The 15,516-nt window shown below is 57.1% G+C and carries 15 protein-coding genes and 1 pseudogene; 8 read left to right on the top strand and 8 right to left on the bottom strand.

Features of this window, described 5'->3' with window-relative positions:
- The first annotated feature begins 170 nt into the window (after window positions 1–170).
- Window positions 171–422, top strand: coding sequence for a hypothetical protein (locus tag A4E19_19765; GenBank protein OQW32270.1), 252 nt, complete (start codon window positions 171–173; stop codon window positions 420–422).
- Window positions 423–701: 279 nt separating this feature from the next.
- On the opposite strand, the gene A4E19_19760 is transcribed toward A4E19_19765, so the two are convergent.
- The 4 genes from A4E19_19760 to A4E19_19745 form a co-directional block, all read right to left on the bottom strand.
- Entirely contained in the window at window positions 702–1,211 is a 510-nt protein-coding gene (locus A4E19_19760) for a hypothetical protein (protein OQW32269.1), read from the bottom strand.
- 59 nt (window positions 1,212–1,270) lie between these two features.
- Window positions 1,271–1,726: a hypothetical protein gene (locus A4E19_19755; protein ID OQW32268.1), complete on the bottom strand. Its 456-nt coding sequence runs from the start codon at window positions 1,724–1,726 to the stop codon at window positions 1,271–1,273.
- A 251-nt stretch (window positions 1,727–1,977) separates the two neighbouring features.
- Window positions 1,978–3,114, bottom strand: a complete 1,137-nt coding sequence (locus A4E19_19750) for a hypothetical protein (GenBank protein ID OQW32267.1) — start codon at window positions 3,112–3,114, stop codon at window positions 1,978–1,980.
- Between the two features lie 199 nt (window positions 3,115–3,313).
- On the bottom strand, window positions 3,314–3,691 hold the full coding sequence (locus A4E19_19745) for a hypothetical protein (GenBank protein ID OQW32266.1): 378 nt from the start codon (window positions 3,689–3,691) through the stop codon (window positions 3,314–3,316).
- A gap of 426 nt (window positions 3,692–4,117) precedes the next feature.
- Here A4E19_19745 and A4E19_19740 point away from each other — a divergent pair, with 426 nt between their 5' ends.
- From A4E19_19740 to A4E19_19720, 5 genes are all read left to right on the top strand, one after another.
- Window positions 4,118–4,645, top strand: a complete 528-nt coding sequence (locus A4E19_19740) for a hypothetical protein (GenBank protein ID OQW32265.1) — start codon at window positions 4,118–4,120, stop codon at window positions 4,643–4,645.
- 65 nt (window positions 4,646–4,710) lie between these two features.
- The gene (locus A4E19_19735) at window positions 4,711–5,529 is read left to right on the top strand and encodes a hypothetical protein (protein OQW32264.1); all 819 of its coding nucleotides are present in this window, start codon (window positions 4,711–4,713) and stop codon (window positions 5,527–5,529) included.
- A gap of 44 nt (window positions 5,530–5,573) precedes the next feature.
- Window positions 5,574–6,245 carry a hypothetical protein gene (locus A4E19_19730; protein ID OQW32263.1) on the top strand — a complete coding sequence of 224 codons (672 nt, stop codon included), beginning with the start codon at window positions 5,574–5,576 and terminating at the stop codon, window positions 6,243–6,245.
- Between the two features lie 46 nt (window positions 6,246–6,291).
- Entirely contained in the window at window positions 6,292–6,867 is a 576-nt protein-coding gene (locus tag A4E19_19725; protein OQW32262.1) for a hypothetical protein, read from the top strand.
- 123 nt (window positions 6,868–6,990) lie between these two features.
- Window positions 6,991–8,712, top strand: a complete 1,722-nt coding sequence (locus tag A4E19_19720; protein ID OQW32328.1) for a phosphoglycolate phosphatase — start codon at window positions 6,991–6,993, stop codon at window positions 8,710–8,712.
- Window positions 8,713–8,748: 36 nt separating this feature from the next.
- Here A4E19_19720 and A4E19_19715 read toward each other — a convergent pair whose 3' ends face one another.
- The 3 genes from A4E19_19715 to A4E19_19705 all read right to left on the bottom strand — a co-directional run bounded on the left by A4E19_19715 (window position 8,749) and on the right by A4E19_19705 (window position 10,981).
- Window positions 8,749–9,189, bottom strand: coding sequence for a hypothetical protein (locus A4E19_19715; protein ID OQW32261.1), 441 nt, complete (start codon window positions 9,187–9,189; stop codon window positions 8,749–8,751).
- Between the two features lie 39 nt (window positions 9,190–9,228).
- Complete coding sequence (locus A4E19_19710; GenBank protein ID OQW32260.1) at window positions 9,229–9,744, bottom strand: hypothetical protein; 516 nt, start codon at window positions 9,742–9,744, stop codon at window positions 9,229–9,231.
- Window positions 9,745–10,009: 265 nt separating this feature from the next.
- A complete protein-coding gene (locus A4E19_19705; GenBank protein ID OQW32259.1) occupies window positions 10,010–10,981 on the bottom strand; it encodes a hypothetical protein in 972 nt (323 codons plus the stop codon).
- Between the two features lie 187 nt (window positions 10,982–11,168).
- Here A4E19_19705 and A4E19_19700 point away from each other — a divergent pair, with 187 nt between their 5' ends.
- Together A4E19_19700 and A4E19_19695 are read left to right on the top strand one after the other, a co-directional pair.
- Entirely contained in the window at window positions 11,169–13,088 is a 1,920-nt protein-coding gene (locus A4E19_19700) for a hypothetical protein (GenBank protein ID OQW32258.1), read from the top strand.
- A gap of 10 nt (window positions 13,089–13,098) precedes the next feature.
- Window positions 13,099–13,506: a hypothetical protein gene (locus A4E19_19695; GenBank protein OQW32257.1), complete on the top strand. Its 408-nt coding sequence runs from the start codon at window positions 13,099–13,101 to the stop codon at window positions 13,504–13,506.
- Window positions 13,507–13,675: 169 nt separating this feature from the next.
- Here A4E19_19695 and A4E19_19690 read toward each other — a convergent pair.
- Window positions 13,676–15,019, bottom strand: a pseudogene (locus A4E19_19690) (hypothetical protein).
- Between the last annotated feature and the right edge of the window lie 497 nt (window positions 15,020–15,516).

The following is a 15,516-nucleotide window of genomic DNA, read 5'->3' as shown; positions in this document are numbered from 1 at the left end:
GGCTCGGAGAAGGGGATGGATGCGGTGGGTTCGGTGTAGGGGCCGGTGGCCGAGGAGGCGGGATCGGCCCAGATGGGCGGGGGGTCGGGTCGGTCGGGCCGGGGCTTGGGTCCGTCGGCGGACCGGCTTCGTATGTGTGAACGATTATCGCCGCCTCCATCGGCGCGGTGATGAACCAGACGGCGAAGGCCAGAGTGAAAGCCATAAAAATCGGAATGCGGCTTCTGATCATAACGGCCGCCGGTTCATCGATCCGTCCCATGCAGTCACGCAGAGGGAGCCGCGGCCCCGACCATTTCGCGACAGAGATCGGCGCACCGACGGCACTCTTCAGCGCATGGACCGCACATGGCATGTTGAGGCGCATGGCGTTCGCACACCTCCGCGCATTGGTCGCAAATCTCCGCGCAAAGTCGGCATAGAGACTCGGCTCGTTGCGAGGAGCGGCTGATGAATTTGGCGGCTAGAATACAAATGTCCGCGCAGTCGTGACAAAGCCGGATACAACGCGTCATCAAATCATCATGGTCGTGGTGATGTTTCATGCCGATCATATCATTCGCGCATGCCTCGCAGATCTGCGCACATGAGAAACACGCGTTGAGGCAGTTTTGGTGCTGTTGAGATAACGTGTTCAGTTCCATAATCATCGGCTCCTTCCGTTAAGACGGTGTCTGTGCCATCAGTCGGACATCAGCTGATCATCGTTTCTTCTTGTGCGTCTTTTTGGCGCGGGACTTGCCGCGGCCGGGCGCTCCTCGTTCGGTTCCGGCGGCTTGTGTCTGTCGCGGGGTCTGCGGACGAGTGGGCGTAACGGGTTCGGAAGATGCGAGTTCCTGCACTCGTTCCTGGTATCCCTCGGACGACGCGGGGTTCAGTTCCCATCGGCGCGCATCGCGATCCGCCAATTTGTCGCCGAATCGCAGAGGCTCGGCATCCTCATACGTGATGCCGATCGCCTCGCCCAATTCATCGACCACATCCTGATCCGGAGTAGGAGCCGATCCTCCCACTGTCTCCTCACCGGCATCCGTTCCGCTTCCGGCCGCATCTACGTCCCCGCCGGACAGCGTGGCATCCGGTGTGGTCTCTTCGGACGAACGTGATACAGGGGCAAGCGTGTCCTCCGGGAAAGCTTCCTGCTCCGTACCCTCTGTTTCATAGTACCGGCGAATGAGCTGATCGGCATCGATGCGCTTCGGCTTGGACATAGGTGAAGTCCTTCAATGTAACGAACAGGAGAGCACGCGAGCGACCGCTGGTTGAGGCCTCATTTCTCGGAACCGTGCTCAGGCCAGGCCACGGCGACCAAGCGATGCAGCGATTCGATCGGCTTGTCCGTGGAATAGATGGCGGCATAGCGATTTTGCAGCATGGCAAAAAACTCGGGACGCCGTTCTTGCGGGATATCGGCAAGCGTCGCGAGGGACGTCAAATATTCCCCTTTTCCTTGAGCGATGTCCCGTTGAACGTTATCGAAGGTATACGCGATGAAAACCTGGAATCGATGTTTCGCCTTCAGCGGATCGTTATACATCGCCCCAGGAGTGGTGCTTGAAGTGAACTCTTTGAGCGGTTCCAGTATTTCCTTTGAAGCCTGTGTGGTTCCATTTGACAACGCCGTGGTCGCCTCAAAAGGCGCTTTGACCAGCTCTCGTGTGGCGTCGCATGCCGTGCTTCCTGACACAAGAAGTGTAAGCAAGAGCAGTGTCGTCAATCGGTCCATGTTGCGCTCCTTTCCGTTCATTCGTTTCATGAAAAAGACTACAGAGGTCTTACGATCTACCGTACTGGGGCGTTCCCTAGACATCCATGACGATCATCGGAAATTGTTTCGGGAGGATGACCATGACGTACGATTGTCAGCGGGCGATCCGTAACACCGAGTTGGAACAGCCGTAGTCGGGACGATGACCCAACATGGCATTCGTACGTCTCATTGGCACCTCCTTGATCCGTCACTGGTTGCGTTGCAGGCTAGGCGTCACGTACCCACTGGAGCCATCGCGGCTTGATATATTCTTCGATCAAGATTTTGAGGCAGGCCGCGAACGGAATCGCGAAGATCAGTCCGAAGAGTCCCCCGACGGCGCCACCCAAGAGCACAACGATGAGAATCGTTGCCGCGCTCATGTCCGTGGAATGGCTTTGCAGCCAGGGAGTGAGGATCCAGCTTTCGATGAATTGCACCACCAAGTAAGCGACGCTCGGCCATAACAAGACCGCCATCCATTCGGTCTCGGCGGACTGACCGGCGGTCACGGCGTCGGCGTACTTCAGTATGACGGCCAAGGGCCATCCGACGGCGGAAAGATATGGCACCAAGGAGGCTAAGCCGGTGGCCACTCCCAGCAGAAACCAATAGGGAACGTCGGTCAAGGCCCACCCTATCGCGTACAACACACCTGTGATCACGGTGATGAGGAGGCGTTCAAAAAAGAAGCCGCGCACGGCCGTATCCATCCGATGCAAGACGTGCAGGATGTGCGGTCGATGCGAAAGGGGAATCAGGCGGACGACGGTTTGGCTCATGCGTGTAAAGTGCCAGGCGAAGAAGAAAAAATAGACGGGAATCAAGAACGTGTAGAGGGCGGCGTTGACCGTGATCCCCAGCAGCTGTCCGAGCAGGCCGAAGGCCTGGCCGGTTCCCAAGAGGAGCGGTTGCAGTGTCGCCAGGGGGTCGTCGTACAGGCGGCCCAACAGGTCTCGTAGATTGAAAGACGAGCCGCCGAGCCAGGCGTCATAGCGTTGTGAAAGACTTCGTATGTACACCGGGATTTTCTGTATCAGCGCCTGAGTTTGTTCGACGATGAGAGGCACCAGCCAAAATCCGATGCCGACGAGGGCGAGCGCCAGCAGAAACATGAGTATTCCGACCGTGAGGGGGCGCGGAGCAGCCCAGTGGGAGGAAGCGTAGTCGACAAACGGATGAACCAGGTAGGCGAATAGAAGGGCGATAAACACCGGCAAAAAGACGGTATGCAAGGCGTACAGAGACCAGAGTAGTCCTGCGATGGCACCGAGGATGAAGAGATCACGAATCGGGCGGATCTCCCACAGGTGTCGGTCGATTCCCGCTTTGTCGCGCGTGGATTTATCTGATGACAAGGACACCGGTACGTTTCTGGACGTTGGCGAAGAGTGACGTGGACTCATCGAATCATTGCGTGCTCGGTTCAGTCGTGAGATCGAATCGTATCCCGTTGTCCCGCGCGCGGGGCGTCACGATCGAGGCTATCTTCTTTTCTAGTTGTCTCCCGGGCGTACGGGTCTACGGTCGGTCGCGGTGCGGTGGAAGAGACGGTTGTCCTGCTCACGTGTCACCTGCGAACGCGATGGTGCTGAGCAGGGCGTTTTCAGCCTGACGTGAATCGAGGCGGGTATGCTGCACCACGATCGGTACATCGGATTCGATAAGACTGGCGAAATCGGTCTCCTGAGGGACCGGTTCCGGATCCGTGAGGTCATTGAAACGGATATGCCTCGTTCGTCGCGCCGGCACCATGAGCTGATATGGTCCTCCCGGGTCACGGTCACTGTAGAAAATTGTGATACGGACCCGGGCATCTCGATCGGACGCGTTCAACAGGCACACTGTTTCGTGGCTGGTCATCTGCGGGGCAGGACCATGGCTCCCTGCCGGAATGTAACCTTCTGCGATCGCCCAGCGTCTGCGCCCGATGTTTTCCATAGGCAGCATCCTTCCCTTCTCAAGGGATCTGGCTGGTGCAAGCCAAGTGCCTAGACACGAGTGGCGTCCTTCTCCCTGGTCAAGGTTCCATCTCTCCTTATCGTTGAATAGGTTTTCTGGAAGACTTGTCTTTAGGACAGACATCTTGTCCGAGTAAGGGTCCCGGGTGTCGGAATCATTTTGCCGTTCTTCCCCTTCCCCATTTTCTTCCTCGAGACTCTCAGCGAAGCACCTCGCGATAGGATGAGAGACATGACTTATGGGGGACAAGAGGAATAATGAGTCATGAAGAAGCGGTCTGTGTTTTGCAGATTGTGTTTTGCAGAATGTTGTGATGCGAGTAGTGTCGAGAACGTTTCTTGATAAAGAGGTAGGGGATTCCCGAGTTTACGTGTGAGTGAAGAAGAGAGCGAGTGAATGAGAATCATGAGTCTTAAGCGATCAGCCGCCTCGGTTCGCGGACAGATGTCCGTATTGAAGTGGGGTATTGTGAGCTTGACGATGGTGGGGTGTGTTTGGGTAGGGAGTTTGGTCCATGCCGAGGACCAGCTTGCGGGCGTGTCGAACTATGCACAGATGATCGGGAAGCCGGTGAAAAATCCCGATGGGAAAAATCTCGGAAGGATTAAAGATCTGGTGATCAATTGGCGGAGCGACGGATATATCGACTATGCCGTGCTGTCCTTCGGCGGGTTCCTCGGATTGGGAGAGGAATACGTTGCGGTGCCGTGGGCGGCATTGACGCCGAGCGAGAACCATGATCACTTCGTGTGGAATGTGACAGAAGAACATCTCAAGAGCGCGCCGGGATTCATGGCGTATCGATTCTACGATCGCTCGTCCGTTTCCGTTCTCCGACCCAGTCGAGCGAATGCTCAATCCGCGTATGTGACGAAGGGCGACATCGGGTTCGATGAGAACGTCTCGGTGGCGAGACTGTTCAGTGCGCAATAATCCCTGACAACGGAGTTCTTCAGATGAATTGAGAGAACGGTGAACCGGTAAAGGAGGTATTGTTTATGGAAAACAGACGCATTGCACCGTTCGCCTGCGGCCTCGCGGCGTTGATGCTCGGCATTGCTTCTCCGGGCTACGTTGCCCAGGCAGATCAACAACTCGTGGGAGTGACAAAGGCGACGAACCTGATCGGCAAACACGTGACGAATCTGGAGGGGAAAGACCTGGGAGAGATCAAGGACTTGGTTATCAATTGGCGAAGCGGAGGCTTCGTCGAATATGCGGTCCTTTCATTCGGCGGGTTTCTTGGGCTGGGAGACAAGTATTTTGCCGTGCCTTGGGAAATCATGACGCTGAGCAAAGACAAAGAGCACTTCATTCTGAACGTGAAGGAAGAGCGTTTAAAAAACGCGCCCGGCTTCGACAAGGATAACTGGCCCGATATGTCGAACAGAGAGTGGGCCCTGGTGGTCTATCAGTTCTACGATTTGGATACGAATACCATGGGCAGCGCTCGTTCGAGGTCCGCAGAAGTGTCCCAGACGATGAAACAGGAGACCGGCATGGAGTTCAAGAACACGGTACGTGAAGCGTTGACCCATGCCCTGGAAGCAGAGTCAGCGGGAAAACAGGGCAAGCCCGACGCGTTGGTGACCCACGCAAAGAAGTCGCTCGATGCGGCAAAGCGCGCTCAGCGGAGCGGCCATAACGAACGGCTCAATGAAGGAGTCTATGCGTTGGGCGAAGCCATCGAACACGGGGAACAGCGGCAGACGACCGACGCGACCGAACATATGATGCATGCGATCATGAAGCTTTCACAGTCAGCCGGCTTGCAAATTCCCGAAGGCGCCGGGACGGGTCGGACATCGGCCAATTGAACGTAGGCTATGACGAGGAGGTTCTTATGACCAGGGGAAGTCGAATGGGTTACACGATGATAGTCACGGCGATGCTGCTGGCTCCCAACTGGGCTATGTCCCAGGCGAGCGGCGGCTCCGGTGATACGATGTCCGGCACCCAGAAGAATCAGCCGAATCCTCTTGAAAAACAGGCAACCGATATGACCGGTGGTCGGGAGGGCGTTGTCGGCAAATATGATGTCGTGCCGGTGCGTCAAGGCGAATTGGTCGATGAAAAGGGAGGGCCGTTGGATCAAGTCGTGAAAAACAAGCAAGGCGAGACGCTCGGTACGATCGAAAAACTGCTGAAGGATACCAAGACGGGAAAAGTTGAGTACGCCGTTCTCGAATTGGAAGAGACCAAGTATCAACTGCCCCTCCAATGGAGTCAGTTCAAACAGGAAGGAAGCCATTTGACATTGAACGTCTCCAAAAAGGACTTGTATCCCGCAACGAGTTCCGTCTATTCCAAGGATATGTCCCCTGATGTCTCGCAATACATGGATGCGATCAACAAAGTCCGTAGTGAACCAAAACCGAAGAGTGGAAATACCGCGGCCCAGGAGCGTCCGACGCCTGCGGGTCCTATGGGCGAAGCTACGGTCGGTGGTCACGATCCACCAAGCGGGCCGCGTGCTTTGCCGCCGGGACCAGCCCCCGGTCACGAAGGTGAGCAACCGAGCAGCAAACGATAGAAGATCGATGCGCCTGCGGGACGGCGAGGTCTGTTGAGGGTCTGTGATGAAAATCAGGACCGCATACTTGTACGCTTGCCTGTTCCTTTCTGTCTTTATCGACGGATGTAACCGGTATCAGGTCATACCGGATCGCCTAGCCGCTCACGTCAACGAAAAATTGTCCTATGAACAAGTTCAAACGTCACCGGACACATACCGTGGGAAATTGGTGGTGTGGGGCGGAGTGGTACTTAAGGCCGTACGGAACGCCGGAAGAACGTCGGTTGAAGTGCTGGAGTTACCATTGAATACGGACCATATTCCGCTCGGGAACCAGGCGTCCTCGCGAGGACGGTTCTTAGCGATAGACAGTCGTGGCGAAATAACCGACCCTGCCATTCTTAAGGATGGATCAAGGGTAACGGTTATCGGGGAGGTTATCGGTCTGCGGAGAGACACGCTCGATAACGCGGAGTATGACTATCCGCTCGTCGAGATTCATGACATGACTCTTTGGGATGAGCGTCCCAGAGCGCATTATCCCTTCGCCGATTTTCACAATTATTACGGGTATGGCTTCTACGGACGCCGGCCGCATACCTTCGGGGAAGAAACCCGGGTTGCGGGGAGTGAATCATAGGATTCTCTGAGAAAGGCGAGCCGTACGGCACACTTTTGTGTGCCTTGCATGAGTCGGCGGATCGATGGGGATTGTGAGGGCAAACGGCATGGTGAAATATTTCCGGTGTTTTCTGCGATGCCAATGAGGTACGTGGCTCTCGCAACGGATTACGACAATACGCTGGCACTCCATGGACAAGTCCGACCGGAGACGGTTTCTGCGCTCGAGCGTCTCGTTCAATCCGGGCGGAAAATCATTCTGGTAACCGGGCGTCTATTGCCGGATATTCTGGATATCTTTCCCGAGATCACGCTGTGCGAGCGAGTCGTCGCCGACAATGGCGCCGTGCTTTACCGCCCCGCGACGCGAGAACATTCGATGCTCGCCCCTCCCATCCCCGCCGCGTTCCTCGATGAACTGCGCCGTCGAAAGGTTCCTGAACTGTCATTCGGAGACTCCATCGTCGGCACGGTTCGGCCGCATGAGGTCACGCTGCTCGAGGTCATTCGCGATCTGGGGCTCGAACTGCAAGTCATATTCAATCGGGATGCCGTCATGGTTGTCCCGTCCGGGGTCAACAAAGCCACGGGTCTCATGGCCGCATTGCGTGAGATGAGCCTATCTCCGCGTAACGTCGTGGCGATCGGGGATGCGGAAAACGATCATGCCTTGTTGAACCGGTGTGAATATGCGGTGGCGGTCGCCAATGCGGTCCCGACTCTCAAAGAGATCGCCGATTGGGTCACTACGGGCGAAGCGGGACGCGGAGTCGCCGAAGTCATCGACGAACTCGTGTCGCATGATCTCGGCGTCTCTCCGTTCAGCGCGAGCCGTCGCAACGTTCTTATCGGCATGCGCGAAAACGGCGCAGAAGTCGAGATTCCTGCCGCGGGAGCGAACATATTGCTGGCGGGATCGTCGGGAAGCGGAAAATCGACGCTGGCCACCGGAATTCTCGAACGCGTGATCGAACAAGGGTATCAGTTTTGCGTGATCGATCCCGAAGGCGATTATGAAGGCTTTGCGGGAGCGGTCATGTTTGGGACTCCGCAACGGGGTCCGGGAACGACGGAGATTTTCACCGCTTTGGAGAGTCCGGACGCGAATGTGGTCGTCAATCTCGTGGGTTTGCCCTTGCAGGATCGTCCCGCCTTTTTCCTGGCCCTTTTGCCGGCCCTGCAAGAGCGCCGTGCAAAATACGGTCGGCCCCATTGGATTCTCGTGGACGAAACGCACCATTTACTGCCCCGCGATTGGCAGCCGGTCCAGGCTGTGCTGGCGAAAGATTTGACCGGTATGGTGTATGTCACCGTCCATCCAGACCATGTCGCGAGATCGGTGCTTGACACGGTGGATGTGGTGATGGCTTTGGGCGATGATCCGGCTGGTACGATTGCGGGCTTTTGTGAAACAGTCGGCCAGCCTGTACCTCAGATGCAGCTTACGGCGCTGGGCCATGGTGAAGCGGTCTTTTGGGATAGACGGTCCGCCGAATTGCCCTGCAAACTGCGCATCGCTCCCTGTGAAGCGGACCGTCAGCGTCATCGCCGGAAATACGCGGAAGGCGAGTTGCCGGAGGACCGAAGCTTTTATTTCCGTGGCCCGAACAATGCGTTGAACTTGCGCGCGCACAACTTGATTCTCTTCATGCAGCTCGCGGAAGGCGTCGATGAAACGACGTGGCTGCATCACCTTCGACAGGGAGATTACAGCACATGGATGGCCGAGGGCATCAAAGATTCCCAATTGGCCGATGCCGTTCGCCGCATCGAGCAACAACCTTCCATCAGCGCCGCGCGCAGTCGTCAGCTGATACGCTCCGCGATCGAAGAGCGGTACACCATTCCTGCCACGGGTCCGTGAGACACGGCCGTGCCGGATCATCGATTGATATGACGGTTACTTTGGGATGACTGAAATTCCGCCGCCTACCTCCAACACGGCATATTTGATTTGGTCCATTCGTTCAAGTCCTGGGCCTTGTCGAGCGGCGGCGAGCACGTCTTCCTCATCGACTCGTGCCTGATCCATCAGCCGCTTCAACGGAATGCCGTTTTCCACGATGATCATCGGCAAGCCGTCCAGCCATCGTTCCACCGCCGGGGAGCGATGTTTCCAATGGGACAACAAGATATCGATTCCCACGAGGGTGACGATCGCCAATACACCGGTCGTGACCGAATAGTCGTTGCCCAGCATGGCGTTCTGAGTGGCCTCGCTGATGATGAGCAGCAGAACGAAGTCAAAGCTCGTCATCTGCATGAGGGTGCGTCGACCGGCCAATCGAAAAACCATCAGCAGCACCAAATAAATGGTGAATGCCCGCAAAACGGTTTCCATGCCACACCTCCCCTGGAAACGTTGCACATACGATCGGGGTTACGGAAATACAAGCTGATGAAATGTGATGGAGCCGCGATCATTCACGCGAATGTGACCCTCGGCCATTCCGATATGCTCCGGTCGCAAGCGAAGGATGATCGCGGCCGGAGCATGTTGCGCGCCGATGTCGAATGTGTAGCTGAATCCATCCGACCCCGTGCGAGTGGCCGATGGTTCCGGGAGGATCTGCTCGATGGCATACTTGGCCCAATAGATTCGATCGATCCAGAGAGTCACATGGGAAGCCTTCGTCGCTTCGGGCGTCAATTCGAGCCGGAGAACCGATTCGCTCTCGTAGCGGCCGAAGCGATCGTACTCCAAGCTAAAGAGCCGTTGATCGTCGGTCATCACGGTTCGCGCTAAAGGACCGCTACTGAACACACCAGCCAATGCAGCCAAGACGATGAGTGCCATGGCGGCCCAACCGATGCGTTGTATGATCCAAGTCGTTCGCTGTACATCCAGATCTTGCTTGATCTCAAGATCGCCGATTCGTGTAGGAGAGGAGGCCATACCGGTTTCTTACCTGAGACAAGGTGCCGTATGTCCCTGCGCGAAAAGATGGGAAATTCGGCGACGGTCACGAGGTTGAGGGGCACCGGTTGGGTGATGATGGTTCGGGGTTAGGGTGCGAAGCTGCTTCATGGGTTCGTGCCCCGTGAGTGATCGCCGTATTGTCCCGTCTATCGGCTCGTTTACCTCGTGGGCGAGCCCGTCTTGGCTCGTCCACGAGGTATTTATATAAGCGCCTTGAGAACCATGCTGAAGACACGACGATTTAGCTGGCTCGTCTGATCTCCGCACGATCACGATATTGCTCCGCCTGCACCTCCACCTGAGGCGCCTCGGTTGTTCCGGTCATGCCGCCGGCGATCGACAATCCCAACGTGATGATGGCCAGGGCCGCCAGCCACATCGCAAGGGTTCCCATGCGGTCCAACGCGCGGTTTCCGGCTTCGACAGATTGTTGTTTGACTTGCTGAGCCGTTTCTTTCAGGGGCTCGATGAGACCGATGGTGGATTGAACCAACTGCCGTGCCTGAGGCTCGGTCATTCCCATTTTAGTGGTCATGATGTTGATGGCGGCGTCACGGTCCAATGCCATGAGCTTTTGCTGCAATTCTTGGAGGGCCGACTCCGCTAGCTGTTGCGGGGGCTGGCCTCTTCGCGATGCATCCGCAACACGCGCTGCGTCTTCGCGCACCTCGCCAGGTTGGAGTTCCTTCTTTCCTGTCGCGGCCAGAATCGACTCTGCCTGGCGTCGCAGATCATCCATGGAAATGGACATATTGCCGCCGCTCAATTGTGACGCGGCAGCCGACACAACCGTAGTGGCGCCTCGACCGAGACTCTGTAACGTGGTGCCGAAAGCGGAAAACACACCGCCCAACATCGTGGCCATCGCGGTGGTGGTCAACCAGGCGAAGACCAGCCAATTGACTCCCCAGACGATCACGCCGTGATAGAGTCCGTCATTTCTGGACGGACTGCCCGACATGCGCGCGGTAATGTATCCGCCGACGAAGGCCGAGATGAGCATGGAGATGCCGGTCCATATCCCTGTTCCGATCGGCACACCTCCCACCGGCTCGGCATCTTGCAGGTCGATAGACCAGGCGCCGATGGCCAATCCCATGAGCGTCAATACCAACTGAGTGGCGAGACCAACCGCCCAGCCGGCGACGACCGCGCTCCATCGCACCCGCACTCCTCCGATCGACCACTGTTCGAATGTACGTTCCACTTCCATTTCAGTCCTCCAGTTCGAGAAAGATAGTCAGACATTCTCCGTACGGGCATGCAAATGGAAGGCCTTGCGAGCACAACGAGGAAGCCGTTGGAATCAGGTCGATGGAGCCACGAGGACAAGGAAGAGGTGAACCTTCCTCGGTCATTCTGTCTTCGAGTGGACGAGATGTCCGAGCGATTCCTACCGAATGATTCTAAGCGGGGTCGGTATTGGCTTTGCAAATCATCTCGTGGATTTCATTTCCCACAGAATGCGCATCACGATGTACGGAGGTGTAGTCATGCCTGGCTCATGGCAAGAACGCAATATCTCGTCGCCTCTTCCGAATTCGATTCGCCAGGCGGCCGAAAAAGCCGAGGGCAACACAGGCTCCGCCGATTCCGTGCATGTCATCGAAGAAGGGGATTCATTTATCGTCGAACAGCCCATGGAACTGTTGTTGGAGAACGGCACCCAACAAACGCTCGGTCGAGTACTGCCTGGAGATATCCCTTGCGGGTATCATGTCCTGCGTCGTATGGATAGCGGTGCCGTCTCTCGTCTGATCGTCGCTCCACCGCGGTGTTTCCTTCCCGAAGAATTTCGCGCATGGGGGTGGTCGGTGCAGTTGTATAGCGCTCGAAGTCGGCGAAGCTGGGGAATCGGAGACCTCCGCGATCTCAAGGCGCTGGCCGATTGGACAGCTCGGCATGGGGGGGACGTTATTCTGGTGAATCCGTTGAAGGCCGATTGGCCGGTCGGTCCTCAACAGCCGAGTCCCTATTCTCCCATCACGCGCCGGTTCGGCAATCTTCTGTATGTGCAACCGGAATCGATCGAAGGCGCTTCACAGGCTGATTTGGACCTGAATCGACTTGCGGGAGCGGGACATGCGCTCAATGAAGAACGACGGATCGACAGAGGGGCCGTCCTCCAGCTCAAGATACAAGCCTTGCGACATCTCTGGGACGGCGGTCGTTGGCTCCATGATTCACGCCGCGAGCAGGCCTTCGATCGGTATCGGCAGGAACAAGGTCCGCCATTGCGCCAGTTTGCGAGGTTCTGTGTGATGGCGGAACAATGGGGGACCGATTGGAGGCAATGGCCAGGCGATTTCCGCCGGCCGCAGATCCCCTTTGCCGACGACTTTGACCAAGCTCATGAAGGGCGTATCGGATTCTACGAGTGGACGCAATGGCAATTCGATCAACAGCTGAATGCGGCTTCCCGGACGGTGCGAATCTTTCACGACGTGCCGGTGGGTTTCACGCCGGATGGCTTCGATGCGTGGGTGTGGCAGGATGCCTTGGCGTCGGACATGACGATCGGTGCGCCGCCGGACGCCTTCAGTGCTGACGGACAATCCTGGGGGTTGCCGCCGTTTGTTCCGGAACGGCTGCGGGCATTGGCCTACGAACCGTTTATTCAAACCATTCGCGCGTCATGCCGCCACGCCGGGGGCATTCGGCTGGACCATGTCATGGGTTTGTTTCGACAGTGGTGGATTCCTTCCGGTCAACCGGCTCGGGAGGGGGGATATGTGCATTACCCGGCCGAGGATCTGTTGGCCATCGTCGCGCTCGAAAGCCAACGAGCCGGCGCGATCGTGATCGGAGAAGATCTCGGGACCGTCGAAGAGGAAGTACGAGCACATCTGTCCAGACGACATGTCTTATCGTACAAAGTGATGTGGTTTGAAGCGGACCCGCCGACATGCTATCCGCGGCTGTCCGTCGCCTCTGCGACCACACACGATCTCCCGACCCTGGCCGGCGTGTGGACGGGAGGCGACGCCCGAGTGCAACGCGAGCGCGGGGGATCGCCCGACATGGCGCAATTGGACGATATGCGTCAACGTTTACAACGTGTCGGTGGGGTGGATGATCAGGCCGATGTCGAGTCGGTCGTGGAACGCGTCTATCGGCAGTTGGCGGCGTCGTCCTCCGCCATCGTCTTGGCGTCGATGGAGGATGGAACGGGCGGTGAGGAACGTCCGAACTATCCGGATGCGATGACGAGCGAGCTTAACTGGTCAGTGGGACAGCACCTGTTGCTTGAAGATTGGTGTCACGCTCCTTCAACGAAGAAGATCGTCGCCCAGATGGACGATCGCCGCGGGAGCGTGTGACCGGTTCTCCGTGCGGGCTGTTGCGACAGGCTCGGTTCACGAGCTCAAGAAGTTGCGCGAGATCGAACGGTTTCGCCACACGGCCAAAGGTTCCCTCCACAAGAGCGGCTCGGTCCGTCATCCAGGTATCTCCCGACATCAGGATGATGGGTGTCTCCGGCCACATCGACCGGCACATTTCGATGAATTGCAGGCCGCTCAACCGCGGCATGTGGAAGTCCGTGAGCACGGCGTCATAACGACGTCTTTTCATGTGCGCCAATCCTTCGAAGCCGTCGCAAGCGGTGTACACGTTATATCCGCGGTTCGACAAGGCCATTCCGGTCAAATACAGAATGTCCTCATTGTCGTCGATGATCAGTATCCGCTTGCCGTATCCGTCCATGGCACCATCCTCCTGTGTCGTAATCGTCTCTGATCGCTCGCCTCTTCCTCTGGGAAAAAACAGAACTAGCAAAGTTGGGTCCACCCGCCTAAGAACGTGACGTATCCAATTCTTCCGGATCGCAGGCTGTGGAAGGGGACTCCCCTTCGGCGGAGGCCGACAAGATGTCCGGAGAGAGATACCTTGTCCGAGGCTCGTTCGCGAGACCGTACTGCCGTAGTTTTCGCAATAACGTCTTGCGGTGAATCCCTAAAATTTCAGCGGACCGACCGAGATCCTGATGATGGTGCTTCAACACCCGTAGGATATGTTCTCGTTCCAATTCCTCCAGGGTGACCCATCCCTGCGCGTGAGCCGCCGCTTGCACCGTGGCGGTATGGACCGCCTGTGGGAGGTCCTCGGGATGGATGATGGGATGCGGAGTGAGGGCGACCGCTCGTTCGATGGCATGTTCGAGTTCTCGAACGTTTCCCGGCCACCAGTAGCGGGTCAGAACATCCATGGCTTCGGACGAGATCCCGGTCACGGGTTTCGGTTTGGACGGACCGTAGATTTGTACGAAATATTGCGCCAAAAGCGGCACGTCCTCCATGCGTTCCCGCAACGGCGGGATACGAATGGTCACCACGTTCAATCGGTAATACAGGTCCTCGCGGAACGTTCCTGACTGGACGAGCGAATTCAGGTCTTTCTTCGACGCGGCGACGATCCGTACGTCGACGGTCGTGGTCGCGGTGCTGCCCACGCGTCGGAATTCCCTCTCCTGAATGACGCGAAGCAATTTCCCCTGCAGCGACGGAGACAGGTCGGCCACTTCGTCGAGAAAACAGGTTCCCAGGTGGGCTTTCTCCAAGAGGCCTTTCTTGGAGCCCACCGCGCCGGTGAACGCTCCGCGTTCGTGTCCGAACAGCTCGGATTCGAGCAATGTTTCGGTCAACGCTCCACCGTCGACCGTCACGAAGGGGCCGGCATTCCGGGCACTGTTCGCGTGAATGGCTCGGGCAATGAGCTCTTTCCCGGTTCCGCTTTCACCTTCCAGCAAGACGGTGCTGTCCGTCTGAGCCACCCGTGCGATCGATTTGTACACGGACACGACGGCGGGACTGCTGCCGACGAGATTGTCGAATCGGTAACGGTCGCGGAGTTGGTCTTTGAGCTGCTGGTTTTGCCGGGACAGTTGGGTATGTTCGAGCGCGCGATGGACCACCAGCCGCACGTCGTCCATGATGAACGGTTTACTGAGATAATCGAACGCCCCGGCTCGGATGCCGTCCACCGCCGTCTTCAAACTGCCGTAGGCCGTCATCAAAATCACCGGCATGTCGTACGCGCGAGAACGCAACTCGTCCAGTAGAGCGAGGCCGTCGAGCCCCGGCATATGAATGTCTGAAATGACGAGATCCGGGGTCCGCTGGATGACGAGCTCTAAGCCGGTCCGTCCGTCGGCGGCGACCTCTATCTCATACCCTTCCTTTGACAATATGTCTCGGAGCAATACCTGTGTTTCGGCGTCGTCATCCACGATCAGGATAGTGGGGCGATACATGTCATCAACTCCCTATGGCAGTGGTCACTGGGATACGCCGACGACTACTGAAAGGACCGGTATCGTTTCGAGAACGCAGACGGTACGCGACACGTCGTCGATGGATGGGGACAAGTTGTCCGGTCCGACCCTGCCGATCAGCTGCGACGCCTCGCACTGTAAACACTGTATTCTCAACGGGTTCGTTCATCACGCGCGCATGGCAGTGTTCGTGCTTAGTCTTGGCCCATGGGTGAATGTTCGACTCAGTCGTGGGACGGGTCCAATCACAATCAACGGAAGGAGAACGGCCATGGTGTGTGAACGATGCGGAGGATTCAAAGTACATGATTATTTTTATGGGGCCACGGATTTATTCGCGTGGCAATGCCTCGGTTTGCGCTGTGTGAATTGTGGATCAATTAGCAACATTCAGCCTATACAACCCATGGATTCCGGCGAGTCAAGACCCAGACGCGGCACGAATCATTCACGAACCGTCCGAACACCGCATCACT

Origin of the sequence: Nitrospira sp. SG-bin1 (assembly GCA_002083365.1) — a bacterium.
Lineage (GTDB): Bacteria > Nitrospirota > Nitrospiria > Nitrospirales > Nitrospiraceae > Nitrospira_D.
Note: the sequence above shows the minus strand (reverse complement) of the source record. Positions and strands in the feature narration are given on the sequence as shown.